General features: G+C 69.8%; 18 protein-coding genes. 13 read left to right on the top strand and 5 right to left on the bottom strand.

The annotated features are described in order from the left end of the window. Positions 1-114 precede the first annotated feature (114 nt). Positions 115-624 carry a signal peptidase II gene (locus OHB44_RS20760; protein WP_266302052.1) on the top strand — a complete coding sequence of 170 codons (510 nt, stop codon included), beginning with the start codon at positions 115-117 and terminating at the stop codon, positions 622-624. Here the strand turns inward: OHB44_RS20760 and OHB44_RS20755 are convergent. Genes OHB44_RS20755 through OHB44_RS20740 form a run of 4 tightly spaced genes read right to left on the bottom strand, consistent with a single transcriptional unit; the run spans position 613 to position 4,124 of the window. Further along, positions 613-1,227, bottom strand: coding sequence for a LutC/YkgG family protein (locus tag OHB44_RS20755; RefSeq protein ID WP_330437928.1), 615 nt, complete (start codon positions 1,225-1,227; stop codon positions 613-615). The genes OHB44_RS20760 and OHB44_RS20755 overlap by 12 nt on opposite strands. Continuing rightward, a complete protein-coding gene (locus OHB44_RS20750) occupies positions 1,224-2,669 on the bottom strand; it encodes a LutB/LldF family L-lactate oxidation iron-sulfur protein (protein WP_238683967.1) in 1,446 nt (481 codons plus the stop codon). The genes OHB44_RS20755 and OHB44_RS20750 overlap by 4 nt, the downstream gene beginning before the upstream one ends. After that, entirely contained in the window at positions 2,666-3,376 is a 711-nt protein-coding gene (locus OHB44_RS20745) for a (Fe-S)-binding protein (RefSeq protein ID WP_266302054.1), read from the bottom strand. Before OHB44_RS20745 ends, OHB44_RS20750 begins: the two co-directional genes overlap by 4 nt. A gap of 28 nt (positions 3,377-3,404) precedes the next feature. Further along, entirely contained in the window at positions 3,405-4,124 is a 720-nt protein-coding gene (locus tag OHB44_RS20740; protein WP_238683966.1) for a GntR family transcriptional regulator, read from the bottom strand. 112 nt (positions 4,125-4,236) lie between these two features. Here OHB44_RS20740 and OHB44_RS20735 point away from each other — a divergent pair, with 112 nt between their 5' ends. From OHB44_RS20735 to OHB44_RS20710, 6 genes are all read left to right on the top strand, one after another. Beyond that, on the top strand, positions 4,237-5,076 hold the full coding sequence (locus OHB44_RS20735) for a fumarylacetoacetate hydrolase family protein (RefSeq protein WP_330437927.1): 840 nt from the start codon (positions 4,237-4,239) through the stop codon (positions 5,074-5,076). Between the two features lie 26 nt (positions 5,077-5,102). Next, positions 5,103-5,864 carry an SDR family NAD(P)-dependent oxidoreductase gene (locus tag OHB44_RS20730; protein WP_308193648.1) on the top strand — a complete coding sequence of 254 codons (762 nt, stop codon included), beginning with the start codon at positions 5,103-5,105 and terminating at the stop codon, positions 5,862-5,864. Between the two features lie 12 nt (positions 5,865-5,876). After that, on the top strand, positions 5,877-6,785 hold the full coding sequence (locus OHB44_RS20725; protein ID WP_238683963.1) for a hypothetical protein: 909 nt from the start codon (positions 5,877-5,879) through the stop codon (positions 6,783-6,785). Between the two features lie 126 nt (positions 6,786-6,911). Beyond that, positions 6,912-7,910, top strand: coding sequence for an RNA polymerase subunit sigma-70 (locus OHB44_RS20720; RefSeq protein WP_330437925.1), 999 nt, complete (start codon positions 6,912-6,914; stop codon positions 7,908-7,910). Between the two features lie 182 nt (positions 7,911-8,092). Further along, positions 8,093-8,479, top strand: a complete 387-nt coding sequence (locus OHB44_RS20715; RefSeq protein WP_330441261.1) for a DUF6069 family protein — start codon at positions 8,093-8,095, stop codon at positions 8,477-8,479. Between the two features lie 152 nt (positions 8,480-8,631). Continuing rightward, positions 8,632-9,957: a carbohydrate-binding domain-containing protein gene (locus OHB44_RS20710; protein WP_330437924.1), complete on the top strand. Its 1,326-nt coding sequence runs from the start codon at positions 8,632-8,634 to the stop codon at positions 9,955-9,957. Positions 9,958-9,975: 18 nt separating this feature from the next. On the opposite strand, the gene OHB44_RS20705 is transcribed toward OHB44_RS20710, so the two are convergent. Continuing rightward, a complete protein-coding gene (locus tag OHB44_RS20705; protein ID WP_330437923.1) occupies positions 9,976-10,749 on the bottom strand; it encodes a FadR/GntR family transcriptional regulator in 774 nt (257 codons plus the stop codon). Between the two features lie 183 nt (positions 10,750-10,932). Here OHB44_RS20705 and OHB44_RS20700 point away from each other — a divergent pair, with 183 nt between their 5' ends. From OHB44_RS20700 to OHB44_RS20675, 6 genes are all read left to right on the top strand, one after another. Then, entirely contained in the window at positions 10,933-12,171 is a 1,239-nt protein-coding gene (locus OHB44_RS20700) for an ABC transporter substrate-binding protein (RefSeq protein ID WP_266302062.1), read from the top strand. 75 nt (positions 12,172-12,246) lie between these two features. Then, on the top strand, positions 12,247-13,200 hold the full coding sequence (locus OHB44_RS20695; protein WP_266302063.1) for a carbohydrate ABC transporter permease: 954 nt from the start codon (positions 12,247-12,249) through the stop codon (positions 13,198-13,200). After that, positions 13,197-14,012 (top strand): carbohydrate ABC transporter permease, encoded by an 816-nt coding sequence (locus OHB44_RS20690; protein ID WP_238683956.1) that lies wholly within the window; start codon positions 13,197-13,199, stop codon positions 14,010-14,012. Before OHB44_RS20695 ends, OHB44_RS20690 begins: the two co-directional genes overlap by 4 nt. Before the next feature lie 7 nt (positions 14,013-14,019). Continuing rightward, positions 14,020-15,168: a galactonate dehydratase gene (dgoD, locus tag OHB44_RS20685; protein WP_330437918.1), complete on the top strand. Its 1,149-nt coding sequence runs from the start codon at positions 14,020-14,022 to the stop codon at positions 15,166-15,168. 31 nt (positions 15,169-15,199) lie between these two features. Next, positions 15,200-16,429 carry a D-mannonate dehydratase ManD gene (gene manD / locus OHB44_RS20680; RefSeq protein ID WP_145795781.1) on the top strand — a complete coding sequence of 410 codons (1,230 nt, stop codon included), beginning with the start codon at positions 15,200-15,202 and terminating at the stop codon, positions 16,427-16,429. Further along, positions 16,419-17,009 carry a gluconokinase gene (locus OHB44_RS20675; protein ID WP_266302065.1) on the top strand — a complete coding sequence of 197 codons (591 nt, stop codon included), beginning with the start codon at positions 16,419-16,421 and terminating at the stop codon, positions 17,007-17,009. Before manD ends, OHB44_RS20675 begins: the two co-directional genes overlap by 11 nt. Positions 17,010-17,061 lie beyond the last annotated feature (52 nt).

The raw sequence follows: 17,061 nt of genomic DNA, 5'->3' as shown, positions 1-17,061 counted from the left end.
AACACGGTGGCACAGTTGCAAGTCTTTGGCAATTACCAGAGCTATGCATCATGTGGTTGATCAGGAGTCGTCCCTCGGTGGTGACGGTCACCGGTGACCGGCTAGGGTTCCGTGATGTTCCGCGCCGTCGTGTTGATCGCTGCTGTGGTGCTCGCCGCGGATCAGCTCACCAAGTACTGGGCCGAGTCCGCGCTCTCCGGCGGGCAGACCATCACCGTCGTCGGCGACCTGCTGCAACTGCGGCTCTTGTACAACCCGGGCGCCGCCTTCTCGATCGGCTCCGCGTACACCTGGATCTTCGCGGTGTTCGCGGCGGCGGCGGTGGTCGCGGTGACTGTCGTCGCGTGGCGGGTCACGTCGCGCGCCTGGGCGGTGGCGTTGGGCCTGGTGCTCGGCGGCGCGACGACGCACCTGCTGGACCGCCTCTTCCGGGAGCCGGGGTTCGCTCGCGGGCACGTGGTGGACTTCATCGACTACGCCGGGTTCTTCGTCGGCAACGTCGCCGACATCGCCCTGGTGGTCGGCGTGGGCATCGTCATGCTGCTCAACGTGCGCGGCGTTCCGCTGCGCGCGACGGCTAGCGAGCCCCGCAGCGACGAGCAGGTGCCGTCGTCAGGCTCTTGAGCCGCCCGGCGGGCTGATCAGGACGACCTCCAGCCGGCGTGGACCGTGCACTCCCTCGACGCGGTTGAGCTCGATGTCGCTGGTGGCGGACGGGCCGGAGATCCAGGTCAGCGGGGCGCGCGGGTCCAGTCGGGTGAGCGCCTCCGGCAGCAGACCGACGACCTGGTCGGTGCGCACGACGCAGATGTGCCGATCGGGCACCAGGGTGAGCGCGCGCCGCCCCTGCGCCGGGCCGGCGTCCAGGATGATGGTGCCGGTGTCGGCGACCACGACGGCGCAGCCGGTCAGGACCGCGTCCAACTCGTCGAGCGCGGCCGGTGACAGCGGGGGAGCGTCGCGGTGCAGCTCTCCGGCGTAGCCGGCCAGCCAGTCGGCGGGGACGTCGGTGGGGACGGCGAGCCGGTCGACCCCATCGAGCAGTCGGGGGAGGGCGTCGATGCCACTGTGGACGATGGCCCGGTAATCCTCCAGGCGATCGACAAGGGTTTCGATCACGTCGGAGCGGTCGTCGACCCGGCGGTACCCGCGGGGCACCTGCACCGGCGGCGGGCTGTCGGCCAGCGCCGTCCGGAGCCGCGCCAGGATCTCGTCACGTGCGCTCACTGCTTACCCCACCATTCTCGGAAGGTCTGCGGCGCGGGCAGCGGCAGGTCGCGCGACCGGGTCCACGCCGAGGCGGGCCAGGGCAGTCGCCGCAGCGTCCGAGCGCCGGTGCGCCGCTCACGGTACGCCCCGAGCGGCCCCGCGCCGGCCCGGGCCAGGCGCAGGGCGGCGGCCCACCGTCGAGGGCTGCGCATCGCCCAGGACAGGACGCGCATGGTGGCCCGTTCGACCGGTGGGTGCGGTGCCTGCTGGCGGAGATGGACCAGGATCTCCGGAATATTGATCTTCACGGGGCACACGTCGTAGCAGGCGCCGCAGAGGGTCGACGCGTACGGCAACGAGGCGTTGTCGGCCACGCCGGTCAGCTGCGGCGACAGGATCGCCCCGATCGGCCCCGGGTACACCGAGCCGTACGCGTGCCCGCCGGCCCGTTCGTACACCGGGCAGACGTTGAGGCACGCGGAGCAGCGGATGCACGACAACGCCGGCCGCCCGACCGGGTCGGCGAGCACCGCGGACCGGCCGTTGTCGACGAGCACGATGTGCACGTCCTGCGGGCCGTCGCCGGGGGTGACGCCGGTCCACATCGAGGTGTACGGGTTCATCCGCTCGCCGGTCGAGGATCGCGGCAGCAGTTGCAGGAAGACTTCCAGGTCGGTGAAGGTCGGCAGCAGCTTCTCGACGCCGACGACGCTGATCAGCGTCTCGGGGAGGGTGAGGCACATCCGGCCGTTGCCCTCGGACTCCACCACCACGAGCGTGCCGGTGTCGGCGACGGCGAAGTTGGCGCCGGAGACGGCGACCCGGGCCGAGAGGAAACGCCGTCGCAGGTGGGCGCGGGCCGCCTCGGCCAGCGCGGCCGGTTCGTCGCTCAGGTCGGCCGGCGCGTCGGCCATGCGACGCTGGAAGATCTCCCGGATCTGGGCCCGGTTGTAGTGGATCGCCGGCACCAGGATGTGCGAGGGGGTGTCGTCGCCGAGCTGCACGATCAGTTCCGCCAGGTCGGTCTCGTACGCGGCGATCCCGGCGGCCTCCAGCGCCTCGTTGAGCTCGATCTCCTGGGTCGCCATCGACTTGACCTTCACGACCTCGTCGGCCCCGGTGGCCCGGGTCAACGCGACGACGATCCGGCACGCCTCGGCCGCGTCGCGGGCCCAGTGCACTGTGGCGCCGGCAGTGGTGGCGGACGCCTCGAACTGCTCCAGCAGCTCCGGCAGGCGACGTTGGACGTCCGCCTTGATCGCCGAGCCGGCGTCGCGCAGGGCCTCCCAGTCGGGTACCTCGTCGACGACGCGTGCTCGCTTGGCCCGGATGGTGCGGGTGGCCCGGTGCAGGTTGGCCCGGAGTTGCGTGTCGGCGACGGCCGGCTTGGCGGCGGTGGGGAACGGCAGCGGCGTGCGGATTCGCCCGCCCCCGGTGGCGGGTGCGACCGGTGGGTTCATGAGGTGGCTCCCGTCTCGGCGAGAATCTCGGCGTAGTGCACGGCCCGTACGCCCGAGCGGTGGCGGTCGAGGCCCCCGCCGATGTGCGCCAGGCAGGAGTTGTCGGCGGCGGCGAGCACCCGTGCGCCGGTGTCGCGGACCCGGGCGCACTTGTCGGTGAGCATCGCGGTGGAGACGTCCGGGTTCTTCAGGGCGAAGGTGCCGCCGAAACCACAGCACTCCTCGGCGTCGCCCAGCTCGACCAGCTTGATCCCGCGGACCTGACGCAGCAGGGTCAGCGGCCGGTCGCCGAGGCGCAGCATGCGCAGGCCGTGGCAGGTCGGGTGGTAGGTGACAGTCTCCGGGAACTCGGCGCCGACGTCGGTGACGCCGAGAACGTCGACGAGCAACTCGGACAGCTCGTACGTGCGGGCGGCCACCGAGGTGGCGGGCGGGTGCAGGTGCGGGTACTGGTCGCGGATCATCGCGGTGCACGAGCCGGATGGCGCGACGATGGCGTCGTAGGAGTCGAAGACGTCGACGTAGTTGCGCACCATCGACATGGCCTCGGCCCGGTAGCCCGTGTTCGCGTGCATCTGCCCGCAGCAGGTCTGGTCGGCGGGGAAGTCGACGGTGTGGCCGAGTCGCCGCAGGATGCGGGTGACAGCGATGCCGGTGGCCGGGAACGCGAGGTCGTTGACGCAGGTGATGAAGAGGGCGATCCGCATGGCGGCTCCTCGGAGGTGTGGGGGTGGGTCACGCCGAGTCGCGCGGTGTTCCGGGGGTGGCGAGCTGGTCGAAGGCGGGCAGGTGACGCTCCCGGGCGGCGCTGAGGTGGGCGCGCATCGCCTCGGTGGCGGCTGCCGCGTCGCCGGCGACGATGGCGGCGGCGATGCGCTGGTGCTCGGTGTTGGTGTCCGGTGCGCCGGCGACCGGGAAGTAGAGGCGGTGCAGGTGCAGGTGTGAGTGCAGCCGGGTGATGGTGTCCCGCAGCAGCGGGCTGCCGGAGACTTCGGCGATCAGGTCGTGGAACTTCGCGTCCAGCGCGGTGAAGGCGGCGTGTCGGCGATAGCCGTCGCCGGCCTCCACGTCGATGCTCGCCGCCGCCTCGACGCTGATCCGTTGGCGGGCTTCGGCGGAGGCGTGCGTGGCGGCGCGTCCGGCGGTGGCGCCCTCCAGCAGTTGACGGACGTCGAACAGGTCGTCGAACTCGGCGCGACTGAGCAGCGGCGTGGTGGTGTAGCCGGAGAGTGGGCGTTTACGGACCAGGCCGTCGGCCTCCAGCCGGGCGAGGGCCTCGCGGACCGGGGTGGGGGAGACGTCCAGCTCCCGGGCCAGCGCGTCGATGTTGACCCGCTCGCCGGGGGGAAGGATGTGGTCCATCACCAGCGTCTTTATCGACTCGTAGACGTCCTCGGTGAGGGTGAGTCGACGGGCGGGACGGAGTCGACCCTCGCGAGGTTCCTGCTGGGCCATCTCGTCTCCTCAGCCACCCCTTGACTGTGCCGGTGTGAGCGAGTACACACTAGCAAGGCAACATCCTATAGGAAATAGGGGCTTTGCGTCCTATGCACTGGAGGTCGGGTTCGTGAGATTCATGCGCGTCGGGCCGGTGGGGCGGGAACGCCCCGTGCTGTACGTCGACGGTCGGCACCTCGACCTCTCGTCACTCACCGCCGACATCGACGGCGAGTTCCTCGCCGGCGACGGCGTCCGGCGGGTCCGCGAGGCCACCGACCTGCCCGAGATCGACGTCACCGGACAGCGGGTCGGCGCACCGATCGCCCGGCCCGGGGTGGTGCTCTGCGTGGGGCAGAACTACGCCGCGCACGCCGCCGAGTCGGGCGCCGCGCCACCGACCGACCCGATCATCTTCTACAAGGCGCCCAACACCGTCGTCGGCCCGTACGACGAGGTCCTGATCCCGCGCGGATCGACGAAGACCGACTGGGAGGTGGAGCTGGCGGTGGTGATCGGCCGACCGGCCCGCTACCTCGCCTCACCGGCCGAAGCCCTCGGGCACATCGCCGGGTACGTGCTCTCCAACGACGTCTCCGAACGGGACTTCCAACTCGCCGTCTCCGGCGGCCAGTGGTCGAAGGGCAAGTCCTGCGAGACGTTCCAACCGTTCGGCCCATGGCTGGTCACCGCCGACGAGATCGGCGACCCGCAGGCGCTGCGGCTGCGCTCCTGGGTCAACGGCGAGCCCCGCCAGGACTCCAGCACCAAAGACATGATCTTCGACGTGGCGTACCTGGTCTGGCACCTGTCCCAGTTCACCGTCCTGGACCCGGGCGACGTCATCAACACCGGCACCCCGCAGGGAGTGGCGCTCTCCGGCCGGTTCCCGTACCTGGCCGCGGGCGACGTGATGGAGGTCGAGATCGACGGCCTCGGCCGGCAGCGCAACACGCTCCGGGACGCCTGATGCGGTGTGACGGTCTCGTGGCGGTGGTGACCGGAGGCGGATCGGGGATCGGTCTTGCCTGCGTGCGGGCGTTCGCCGCCGCCGGCGCCCGGGTGGGTGTCCTGGACCTGGAGCTGTCCGGCCTGCCGGAGGATCCCGGCGTACTCGGCGTTCGGGCGGACGTGGCCGACCGGTCCTCCCTCAGCGCGGCCGTCGCCTCGGTCGCGGCAGCGTTCGGCGGCATCGACATCCTGGTGAACAACGCCGCCATCTCGGCCGTGGGCACTGTGGAGGAGGACGACGACGAGCAGTGGAGCCGGGTCCTCGACGTCAACGTCTCCGGCGTGGCCCGAACCAGCGCCGTCGCCCTGCCGTACCTGCGCCGGTCGTCGTCAGCGGCGATCGTCAACATCTCCTCGATCGCGGCGACAGTCGGCCTGCCCCGACGCGCCCTGTACTCGGCGTCGAAGGGTGCCGTGCACGCCCTCACCCTCGCCATGGCAGCCGACCTGGTGACGGAGGGCGTCCGGGTCAACTGTGTCGCCCCCGGCACCGTCGACACGCCCTGGGTGGCCCGCCTGCTCGCCGGCGCGGCCGACCCGACGGCCGAGAAGCGGCAGTTGGCCGCCCGCCAGCCGACCGGCCGCCTGGTGACAGCCGACGAGGTGGCCGCCGCCGTCGTCTACCTCGCCTCGCCCGTGACCAGGTCGGTGACCGGTACCTCGCTGGCCGTCGACGGCGGCATGTCCGGCCTGCGCCTGCCCGCCCCGGTGCCGCCCGCGGCTGGTACTGCCGAACCGGGCGCGTGACATGATTGCGCCATGGGGAAACAGCAGGACGTCGGCGAGGCCGACCGTCACAGCGGGTCCGGCACCACCGCCCACCGTCCGATCGGTGGCAGCGCTGACGCTCGGCTCGCCCTCGCTCAGGACCCCACAACGCCACAAATGACCCTCATCGACCTGGCGTCCGACCCGTCGGAGCTGGTCCGCAAGGCGGTCGCCTCCCGGGCCGACGCACCAGCGCAGGCCCTGCGGCCGCTCACCCGCGACCATGATCGTCAGGTCCGGGAGGCCGTGGCGCGGAACCCCTCCACCTCGATCGCCAACCTCATGCGCCTGGTGAAGGACGCCGACCGCTGGGTCCGCTGGGCGGTCGCCGGCAACCCGGCCTGTGACGAGTCGATCCGCCAGGTCATGTCGCAGACCTCGGACAAGGAGCTTCGCGGTCTCCTCGCGGAGAGCCGTGAGCTGGAGCCGGAGCTGGCCGCCAGACTGATCGACGACGTGTCACCCGAGGTACGGGAACGACTCGCCACGCACACCCACGACCCCGACGTGATCACCGCTTTGCTGGCAGATCGCACCGCACGCGTACGCAAGGGGGTTGCCCGCAACCCGCGGACCACCGCCGAACAACGCAGCGCGCTCGCCGCGGACCCCGTGGTCGACGTCCGTGCCGCGCTGGTGCGGGCCGTCGAGCTGAGCGAGAAGGATCTGGCCCGCCTGGTCGACGACCGTTCGGTGCAGGTCCGACTGGCGATGGCGACGTCCGAGTTCGTTCCGCCGCACATCCGGCAGGCGCTCGCTCGCGACGCCGACGAGATGGTGGCCAGCGCGGCACGGGACTACCGCCCCGGCGCCGGCAACGCCTCCGCCGTGCGGGCGCCCCGCATCGCGCACCGGCCCTCCGCCGGCGCGGGCCGATCGGGTGGCGGCACCGCCCAGTAGGACCCTCGCTCCGCCGAGCATGATTCCAGCACCGCTCACCATCTCGATTCAGGCCCGAGTGATGAGTTGTCGCGGCCGCGCCCGTCATACCTACGACAGGACATGACGAGGCGGAAGGATGACGCGATGAGTGCGAACACGCGGCTGGAGGAGCTGGGCGTGAGCGGTCTGAGCGAGGTCGACGAGCCGGCGTTCTCGGGGCTGGCGCAGCGGCATCGGCGGGAATTGCACGTGCACTGCTACCGGATGCTCGGGTCGTTCGAGGACGCCGAGGACACCGTGCAGGAGACGTTCCTGCGTGCCTGGCGGCGGCGGGAGACGTTCGAGGGGCGGTCGACGTTCCGGGCCTGGCTGTACCGGATCGCCACCAACGCCTGCCTCGATCTGCTCGCCAGGCGCCGCCCGGAGCCGGCGACCGGCGGCGAGGTGCTGTGGTTGCAGCCCTACCCGGACCGGCTGCTCGACGAGCTGCCAGCGGGCGACGCGGACGAGCCGGAGACCGTCGCCGTCGCGCGAGAGACGATCGAGCTGGCGTACCTGGTAGCGGTCCAGCATCTCGCGCCGCGTCCGCGGGCCGTGCTGATCCTGCGGGACGTGCTCGGCTGGCCGGCGAAGGACGTCGCGGAGCTGCTCGGAGACTCGGTCAACTCGGTCAACAGCGCCCTGCAGCGGGCGCGCGCCGGGATGCGGGAGCACCTGCCCTCCGAGCGGCAGGACTGGACCGGCGGCGAGGAGGACGCCGGCACGCGCGAGCTGGTGCGCCGCTTCACCGACGCCAGCGTCGCCACGAACGTCGAGGTGCTCGCCGGCCTGCTGCGGGACGACGTCCGCTGCTCGATGCCGCCCACGCCGGGCCTCCACGTCGGCCGCGACGCCGTGGTGGACAGCTGGGTCGAGGACGGCTTCGATGGCATGACGGGCCTGCGCGCGGTCCCCACCTCGGTGAACCGCCAGCCCGCCGTCGCCTTCTACCACTGGCGCAAGCAGGAGGGCGCGTACCTGCCGCTGACGATCGACGTCCTGCGCGTCACCGGCGGCAGAATCACTGAGATATTCACCTTCCACGGCGACCAGTTCCCGCGGCTCGGGCTGCCGGAGCGCCTGCCGGCGGACGGCACGGAGTAGTCCGGTGTGGACGCTCACGCTGCGCCGTGGCGCGCGTGCCGCCGTGGTGACGGCGGAGTGTCACACACCAGTCGACACATCCGGTACGTCAGCCTCCAGACGAGGGAGACGACATCAACAGCACGAAGGACACCGAGCTCGTCGCCGGCCCGGCATCGGGCCGACCCAGTCACGCCCACCGAATCCGCGGGCTCGCCGGCACCGGCGTGACTGCCATGCTCGCGGCGATGGCGAGCACCACCCTCGCCGCCGCGCTGGCCCGGTCCGCTGGCGTCGACTTCGAGATCCCCGATGGTGGCGAGACGATTCCACTGTCCGGTGTCACGGTGGTGACCGGCTTCTTCTCGTTCGTGGGCGTCGTCATCGCCGTGGCCCTGCTGCGGTGGAGTGCCCGGCCCGCCGACCGGTTCGGGTGGACGGCGCTGGCGCTGACAGCGCTCTCGCTGGTCCCGCCCCTCATCTCCGGGGCGAACGCGGCCACCATCACCGCCCTCCTCGGGCTGCACCTCGTCGCCGCGGCGGTGATGATCCCCGTCCTGGCACGGAGCCTCCGTGCCCGGACCGACTGATGCAGTACAACTCGGGTACGCAGGATGGCCGTTAAGTATTCACATGTGTCGTCCCGATTCGTCCTAGGCTACGAATGCCCAGCTTCTGGGCGTACGTCGACAAGGGAGGATCAGCGGTGCGAATCAGGAGATCAGGGTCCACGATCGTGGCGATGGCCGTGGCGACCGTGGTCGTCATCGCGGGGGGAGCGTTCGTCGGCAGCACGGCGAGCGCCGCCGAGGCTTCCCCGTTCACCGTCGTGGACGGTGCGATCCGTACGGCGACCGGCACCCCGGTACCGGCGTCCGGCACGCACGCCTCGCTCTGGGGTAACTCCAGCTACGCCAGCACCAGCATCAGCGGCTCCGGGCGAGTGGTGATCGGGGCCATCGGTGACAACTGTCAGGGCTGGCCCACCGTCCGGGTGACGGTCGACGGCGTCAACGTCGGCCAGACCACGATCGTCAGCGCGACCAGTTACGGCACCTATCCGGTCGGCGCGGCGGTCGGCGCCGGCCAGCACACAGTGCGGATCCAGCTCGTCAACGACTTCCGGGCCGACTCCTGCGACCGCAACGTCCACATCGCGTCCGCGCGGATGGAGACCGCGGGCACCACCGACCCGAAGTTCAGCTTCGCCGTCCTGCCGGACACCCAGCAGGAGGTGCTGGGCAGCTCGGACCCCCGGTTCCTCAACCGCACGAACTGGTTGGTGCAGAACCGGTCCGCGCTGGACCTGCGCTTCGTGACCTCCTCCGGAGACGTGGTCAACTGGGACACCCCGGACCACGCGCAGTACGTCATCGCCCGTAACGCGATGCGGCCGATCGAGAACGCCGCAATCCCGTACGCGCTGGCTCTCGGCAACCATGACACCCAGGCCACCGGCGTCGGCGGCTCCGCCCGCGACCCCGCCCGCACCCGTGAACTCATCCGCGACACCAGCGTGTTCAACCAGTACTTCACAGTCAGCCAGTACCGCGCGGTCACTGGGCAGTTCGAGGCCGGCAAGGTCGACAACTCGTACTCGACCTTCACGGCCGGTGGCGTGCACTGGATGGTGCTGACCCTGGAACTCTGGCCCCGGGTCGCGGCCGTGAACTGGGCCAGGAGCGTCGTCGCCGCCAACCCCCGGCACAACGTCATAGTGGTCACCCACGACTACATCGACGGTAACGGCGCCATCGAGCAGAGTGCCGGGTACGGCGCGACGAGCCCGCAGTACCTCTTCGACAACCTGGTCAAGCAGTACGCCAACATCCGGTTCGTCTTCTCCGGTCACACGGGCATCGCCGCCAACCGGGTCGACACCGGGGTCAACGGAAACAAGATCTACTCGTTCCTCCAGACGTTCCACTCCAACAGCACCAACCCGGTACGCCTGGTCGAGGTCGACACCGCCGCCAACTCGCTGCGGACCTGGATCTACGCGCCGTACACGAACCGGTCGTTCACCGAGTACGACAGGTCGTTCACGGGTATCGGCGTGGTCCGCTGAGACGATCGAGGGGCCCGGTCAGCGTCTGATCGCCCCGCGCTCGGGCTCGCCGGTCTGCTCCCACAGCGACTTCATCTCGTCGAAGGCCTGCTCCATCAGCTGCACCATCGCCTGCCGGGCACGCTCCCCGTCGCGCCGCTGGATCGCCTGGGCGACGTCGGCGTGCATCTGGAGAGCCTGCTCGTGCGGGTGGTGCGGCATGAGGTGGTGCTTGTGCCGGCCGGTGAGCACCTCCGCGACCAGGTCCTGCAGCCGGACGAACATCTCGTTGCCGGAGGCGAGCAGGACGCGCCGGTGAAACTCGATGTCGAGGTGCAGGAAGCGCTCCTCGTCGCCGGCCTCGCCGGCGGCCCACATCTTCGCCGCCAACCCGACGAGGTCGCTCGCCTCGTCACGGCCGATCCGGCTGGCGGCCAGGTAGGCGGCGTGCGGTTCGACGGCGGTGCGCAGCTCGGTGATCGAGCGGAGCTGGGCCATCCGGCTGGCCGAGGCGAGACGCCAACGGATCACCTGCGGATCGAAGACGTTCCACGCGCTCGCCGGCCGGATCATCACACCTACCCGTCGGCGCGCCTCGATGAATCCGATCGAGGCCAGCACCCGTAGCACCTCGCGGACGACCGAGCGGGACACGGCGTACCGGTCGACCAGCTCGTCGATGTTGAGGACCGATCCGGGTGCCAGCTCGCCGCCGCAGATGGCGGTGCCGAGGTGTTCGAGGACGCGCGCGTGCAGCCCGGACTCGGCGGGGCGGGCCGGAGCGGCTGCAACCTCTGATGAGGACGGTTCCACTCAAAGATCATATCATTTGCATCTACCTCTTGAGATAATCAGCTTTTTCGGCCTAGCATCCGGATGTTAAGCGGATGTAACGCCGAGGTAGCGGCTCTCTCGGGGGCGGCGGCCACGACAGAAGGAGAGACAAGCGTGCGACGTCGATCGATAATCGGCACTTCTCTGGCTGTGGTTGCCGCCATGGGCCTGACCGCCTGCGGCGGCGACGACGGCGGCGAGGGCTCGAAGACCGTTCGCGTGACACTGGTCAACCACGTGTGGACAGAGAACATCAAGAAGGTCCTGCCGGAGTTCGAGAAGGAGTCCGGCCTGACTGTCGAAGTTACCCAGCTCGGTGAGGACCAGCTCTCCGACCAGTACAACGTCAAGCTGAACGCCGGGTCCGACGACCTCGACGTGATGATGTACCGGCCCCTTCAGGAGGGGAAGCTGTTCGGCAAGAACAAGTACCTCGCCGACCTGAGCGAGAAGGTCAAGTCCGACAGCGCCTTCGAGTTCGGTGACTTCCAGGCCGGGCCGGTGCAGGCGACGACCTACGAGGACAAGGTCGTCGGGCTGCCGATCATCACCGAGCAGGAGGTCCTCTACTACCGCAAGGACCTGCTGACGAAGTCCGGCTTCACCGCCCCGCCCAAGACCCTCGACGAACTCAAGGCGCAGGCCGCGAAGATCGAGGCCGACAACCCGGGCGTCGCCGGCTTCGTCGCTCGTACCGGCAAGGCCGCCGCCGTCACGCAGTTCTCCAGCTTCCTCTTCAGCTTCGGCGGCGACTTCGTGGACGCCAGCGGGAAGGCCACTGTCAACACCGAGCAGGCCAAGCAGGCGTACGCCTACTACGGCGGTCTGCTCAAGGACCACGGCCCGGAGAACATCAGCACCGACATGAGCTGGTCGGAGGCGATGGCGATCTTCACGCAGGGCAAGGCCGCCTTCTACACCGAGGCCAACTCGCTCTACAAGAACGCCACCGACCCGACCAAGTCCAAGGTCGTCGACTCCGTCGGCTTCGCCGCCTTCCCGGCCGGCCCGGCTGGATCGAAGCCGTACAACATCCCGTCCTGGGCCCTCGGCGTGAACGACAGCTCGGAGAACAAGGACAACGCCTGGAAGTTCATCCAGTGGGCCGCCGGCAAGGAGCAGGCGCTGGCGCAGCAGACGGCCGGCGTACCCGGCGCGCGCGCCTCGGTCTGGGCGAACCCGGCGGGTACCGCCTCCTACCCGAAGGACCTCGCCGAGGCCAACACGGTCAGCACCGCCAACGGGGTCGGGCACGACCGTCCGCTGGTGGTCAAGGTGGCCCAGGCGCGGGAAATCGTCGGCCAGCCGATCGTCGACGCGATCACCGGCAAGGACGCCGCCAGTTCGGCGGACGCGGCGAACGCGGCGTTCCAGAAGTTCCTCGACGACGAGGCGAAGTAACCCACGCGCAGGGCGGCGGGGCCGACCGGCTCCGCCGCCTCGCCGGGACCTGACCCCTCCAACCCGGAGATCTCAATGTCAGCCGTACTCACCCCCCGTACCGATTCGCCCGAGGCCCCCGCGGCGTCAGCGGACACGACGTCGGCCTGGTCGCGTTGGGCCAACGAACACCGCAAGTGGCTCTTCGCGGCACCCGCCATGGCGTTCGTCGCCGTGCTGATCATCTTTCCGGTGGCGTGGACCGGTTACCTGAGCCTGACCGACGCCGAGGGTTCGGTACGCGCCGAGTCCGAGTTCATCGGCTTCCAGAACTACCTCGACGTGCTCACCGACACCGACCGGTTCTGGCCGGCGGTCTGGCGCACTGTCCTCTTCACCGGCGTCGTGCTGTTCTTCGAGGTCATGCTCGGCATGGCGATCGCCCTGCTGCTGTGGCGGCCCTTCCGCGGTGAGAAGTGGGTCCGCGTCGCGATCCTCCTGCCGCTGGTGGCCACTCCGGTGGCCGTCGGCATGATGTGGCGCCTGATCTTCGACCCCAACATCGGGATGGCGAACCAACTGCTCGGCTGGATCGGGATCGGCCCCCAACCCTGGCTGGCCGGGCAGCACTCGGCCCTGCCGACGACGATGTTCATCGACATCTGGCAGTGGACGCCGATGGTCGTGCTGATCCTGCTCGCCGGGCTCACCTCGCTCTCCGACGAGCCCCAGGAGGCGGCCCGGATCGACGGCGCCAGCAGCTGGCAGCGGTTCCGGCACGTCACCCTCCCGCTGCTGATGCCCACGGTGATCGTCGCCATCCTGCTGCGCGGCATCGACGCGCTGAAGACGTTCGACATCCTCTACGCCACCAAGGGGCGCGGCGGCGGTTCCTTCCACGAGGTCGAGACCCTCAACGTGTACGCGTACGGGCTCAGCTTCGACTACAACGACTACGGCGTCTCGTCCACAGTCCTCATCATCTTCTTCCTGATCATCATCGGGGTGATGTGGGCCCTCACCTATCGCAAGAAGGGGCTGGGCCGATGAAGCCGAGCAAGCCGTACCGGGTGTTCCGCAACTCGGCTCTCGTCGTCGTGGTGTTCGCGCTGATGGCACCCCTGCTCTGGATGATCGCCGCGTCCTTCAAGACCAACGTGGACATCTACGACACGGCCAAGGCGTTCGTCTTCTCGCCCAGCCTGAAGAACTACGAGACCGTCCTCCAGCAGGCGAACTACCTCGAGTTCATCGGCAATAGTCTCTGGGTGGCGTTCGCGGCCACCACGCTGTCGCTCCTGCTCGGGGTGCCCGCCGCGTACTCGATGAGCCGGTTCAGCATGAAGAAGTCCGCGCTCGTCGTGCTCATGGCCCGGGTCATCCCCGGCGTCTCGCTCCTGGTGCCCTGGTACTACGTCTTCTCGAACCTGAAGATGGTCGGCGGCTTCACGGTGCTGATCCTGAGCCACATGTTCGTGTCGCTGCCGCTGATCGTCTACATCATGATGGGGTACTTCGACGGCCTGCCGACCGAGTTGGAAGAGGCCGCGCTGGTCGACGGGCTGACCCACATCGGCGCGTTCCGGCGGATCACCCTCCCGCTGTCGGTGCCCGGCGTCGCGACCGCCGGCATCCTCTCCTTCATCTTCTCCTGGAACAACTTCATGTTCGCCCTGGTGCTCTCCGGCTCCGACACCAAGACGCTCCCCGTCGCGATCTTCGACTTCGTCGGTTACGCCAGCATCGACTGGGGTGGCCTGATGGCCGCCGCGACAGTGGTCACCCTGCCGATCATGCTGATCGCCCTGTTCGTGCAGAAGTACGTCGTCTCCGGCCTCACCGCCGGTGCCACGAAGGGCTGACCGGGACATGACGACTATCGCGAAGGTGGAGACGTTCCTTGTCGCGCCCCGCTGGCTGTTCGTCCGGATCGAGACGGAGTCCGGCATCGTCGGCTGGGGCGAGGCGACCTGCGAGGGCCGCTCCGAGACCGTGCGCACGGCCGTCCACCAACTCAGCGAGCTGCTCACCGGACGGGACGCGCTGCGCATCGAGGACCACTGGCAGGTGCTGACCAAGGGCTCCTTCTACCGGGGTGGCCCGATCCTGGCCAGCGCGGTGTCCGGTCTGGACCAGGCGCTCTGGGACATCGCCGGCAAGCACTACGGCGCCCCCGTGCACCAGCTCCTCGGTGGCCCGGTCCGGGACCGGATCCGGGTCTACGGCTGGATCGGTGGTGACGAGCCCGCCGAGATCCGCGACCAGATCAGCGCCCGGATCGAGGCGGGCCTGACCGCCGTGAAGATGAACGCGTCCGGGCGGATGGGCGCGCTCGCCTCGGTCGCCGAACTCGACGCGGTCGTGCAGCGGGTGGCCGTCGCCCGCGAGGTCCTCGGCGACGACCGCGACGTCGCTGTCGACTTCCACGGTCGGTTCACCCTCGCCAACGTCCGGCGGGTCGCCCCGCTGCTGGAGCCGTACCGGCCGTTCTTCCTGGAAGAGCCGGTGGTGCCGGAGAACTCGCACCTGATCGGTGAGGTCGTCCGCTGCACCACCACCCCCGTCTCGACGGGGGAGCGGCTCTACAGCCGGCAGGAGTTCCTGCCCGTGTTGCAGGCCGGCATCGCCGTGGCGCAGCCGGACCTCGCGCACGCCGGCGGCATCACCGAGGTTCGCAAGATCGCCACGTTGGCCGAGGTGTACGACGTGCAGCTCGCCCCGCACTGCCCGCTCGGGCCGATCGCCCTCGCCGCCTGCCTCCAGGTCGGCTTCGCCACACCCAACTTCCTGATCCAGGAGCAGAGCATCGGCATCCACTACAACCTGGGCGCCGAGGTGCTCGACTACTGCCTCGACCAGACCCCGCTGACCTTCGTCGACGGGTACGTGCGGCGGTTGACGGCGCCCGGCCTCGGCATCGAGATCGACGAACACGCCGTGCGGACCGCTGACAAGCGCGGGCACGCCTGGCGCAGCCCGACCTGGCGGCACCCCGACGGCTCCTACGCGGAGTGGTGAGACCCCGACCGTCGAGAACGAAAGGCACCCCGTGAAGATCGTCGCAGCAGACATCATCGTGACCAGCCCCGACCGGAACTTCGTCACCCTCAAGATCACAACTGATGAGGGCATCACCGGTCTGGGCGACGCCACGCTCAACGGCCGCGAGCTCTCCGTCGCCTCGTACCTGCGTGACCACGTCGCCCCGCTGCTGATGGGCCGGGACCCGCACCGGATCGAGGACACCTGGCAGTTCCTGTACCGCTCGGCGTACTGGCGGCGCGGCCCGGTCACCATGGCGGCCATCGCCGCGGTGGACGTCGCGCTGTGGGACATCAAGGCCAAGGCCGCCGGCATGCCGCTGTACCAACTGCTGGGCGGCGCGTCGCGCACCGGCATCATGGCGTACGGGCACGCGTCGGGGCGGGACATCCCCGAGCTGTTCGACTCGATCCGTCGCCACCTCGACGAGGGCTTCCGGTCGATCCGGGTGCAGACCGCGGTGCCGGGGATCAACGCGGTCTACGGCGTGGCCGCGCAGCCCAGCGCCACCGGCCAGCGCTACGACTACGAGCCCGCGCAGCGCACCCCGCTGCCCGCCGAGGAGGACTGGGACACCCGCGCGTACCTGCGCCACCTGCCGTCGGTCTTCGAGGCGGTGCGCGGCGAGTTCGGCCCGGAGTTGCCGCTGCTGCACGACGGTCACCACCGGATGACCCCGATCCAGGCCGCCAAGCTCGGCAAGGCCCTCGAACCGTACGACCTGTTCTGGCTGGAGGACTGCACCCCGGCCGAGAACCAGGAGGCGCTGCGGCTGGTCCGCCAACACACCACCACCCCGCTGGCCATCGGTGAGGTCTTCAACACGGTCTGGGACTACCAGACCCTGATCCGCGAACAGCTGATCGACTACGTCCGTTCCGCTGTCACCCACACCGGCGGCATCACGGCGATGCGCAAGCTGCTCGACTTCGCCGCCCAGTACCAGATCAAGTCCGGCATCCACGGCCCCACCGACATCTCCCCGGTGGGCATGGCCGCGGCGCTGCACCTGGACCTCGCCATCCACAACTTCGGGATCCAGGAGTACATGAAGCACACCCCGCTGGCCAACGAGGTGTTCCGGCAGTCGTTCACCTTCACCGACGGCTACCTGCACCCGGGCGACCAACCGGGGCTCGGGGTGGAGCTCGACGAGGAGGCGGCGGCCCGGTTCCCGTACGAGCCGGCGTACCTGCCGTTCAACCGGCTCAAGGACGGCACGGTTCATGACTGGTGAGCGGCGTGGCGCCCGGCCCACCCGGCACGTAGTGGTGATGGGCGTCTCCGGGGCGGGCAAGACCACAGTGGCGCGCGGGATCGCCGTGGCGGCGGGGCTGACGTTCGCCGAGGCGGACGAGTTCCACTCCCCGCAGAACGTGGCGCGGATGCGCTCCGGCGTACCGCTGGACGACACCACCCGGTGGCCCTGGCTGCGGGACATCGCCGGGTGGATCGCCGATCGCGGCGCGGAGGGCCGCTCGACGGTGCTGGCCTGCTCGGCGTTGAAGCGGTCGTACCGGGACGTGCTCCGCCAGGGTCCATTCCGGGTGGACTTCGTGCACCTGGACGGGCCGACGGAGGTCATCCGAGCCCGATTGGCCCGGCGCGAAGGCCACTACATGCCGGCCAGCCTGCTGGAGTCGCAGCTCGCCACGCTGGAACCGGCCGAGCCGGACGAGGCGGTGCTCGTACTCGATGTCTCACTGCCCCCGGAGGCCCTGGTCGCGGCGGCCATGAAGGGTCTCGGTCTGCCCGCCTCGGTGCCGGTCGGGGAGCACCGGGACCGCGCGTCCAATCCCACTTCGGGGGCATGTTAGGTTAGCCTGCCCTAATCGTAGTGGAGTCCGTCGCCGTGCCCTCACCGATCCG

It is taken from the genome of Micromonospora sp. NBC_00821 (genome assembly GCF_036347035.1).
In the GTDB taxonomy this organism is placed as follows: Bacteria; Actinomycetota; Actinomycetes; order Mycobacteriales; family Micromonosporaceae; genus Micromonospora; species Micromonospora hortensis.
The sequence above is the reverse complement of the archived record's forward strand: the minus strand, read 5'-3'. Positions and strand labels throughout refer to the sequence as shown.

Bases quoted from the DNA above. Each gene is read 5' to 3' on its own strand.
- OHB44_RS20760 (WP_266302052.1), top strand. From the start codon at position 115: ATGTTCCGCGCCGTCGTGTTGATCGCTGCTGTGGTGCTCGCCGCGGAT.
- OHB44_RS20750 (WP_238683967.1), bottom strand. From the start codon at position 2,669: ATGAACCCACCGGTCGCACCCGCCACCGGGGGCGGGCGAATCCGCACG.
- OHB44_RS20745 (WP_266302054.1), bottom strand. From the start codon at position 3,376: ATGCGGATCGCCCTCTTCATCACCTGCGTCAACGACCTCGCGTTCCCG.
- OHB44_RS20740 (WP_238683966.1), bottom strand. From the start codon at position 4,124: ATGGCCCAGCAGGAACCTCGCGAGGGTCGACTCCGTCCCGCCCGTCGA.
- OHB44_RS20725 (WP_238683963.1), top strand. From the start codon at position 5,877: ATGGGGAAACAGCAGGACGTCGGCGAGGCCGACCGTCACAGCGGGTCC.
- OHB44_RS20720 (WP_330437925.1), top strand. From the start codon at position 6,912: ATGAGTGCGAACACGCGGCTGGAGGAGCTGGGCGTGAGCGGTCTGAGC.
- OHB44_RS20710 (WP_330437924.1), top strand. From the start codon at position 8,632: ATGGCCGTGGCGACCGTGGTCGTCATCGCGGGGGGAGCGTTCGTCGGC.
- OHB44_RS20700 (WP_266302062.1), top strand. From the start codon at position 10,933: ATGGGCCTGACCGCCTGCGGCGGCGACGACGGCGGCGAGGGCTCGAAG.
- OHB44_RS20695 (WP_266302063.1), top strand. From the start codon at position 12,247: ATGTCAGCCGTACTCACCCCCCGTACCGATTCGCCCGAGGCCCCCGCG.
- OHB44_RS20690 (WP_238683956.1), top strand. From the start codon at position 13,197: ATGAAGCCGAGCAAGCCGTACCGGGTGTTCCGCAACTCGGCTCTCGTC.
- dgoD (WP_330437918.1), top strand. From the start codon at position 14,020: ATGACGACTATCGCGAAGGTGGAGACGTTCCTTGTCGCGCCCCGCTGG.
- OHB44_RS20675 (WP_266302065.1), top strand. From the start codon at position 16,419: ATGACTGGTGAGCGGCGTGGCGCCCGGCCCACCCGGCACGTAGTGGTG.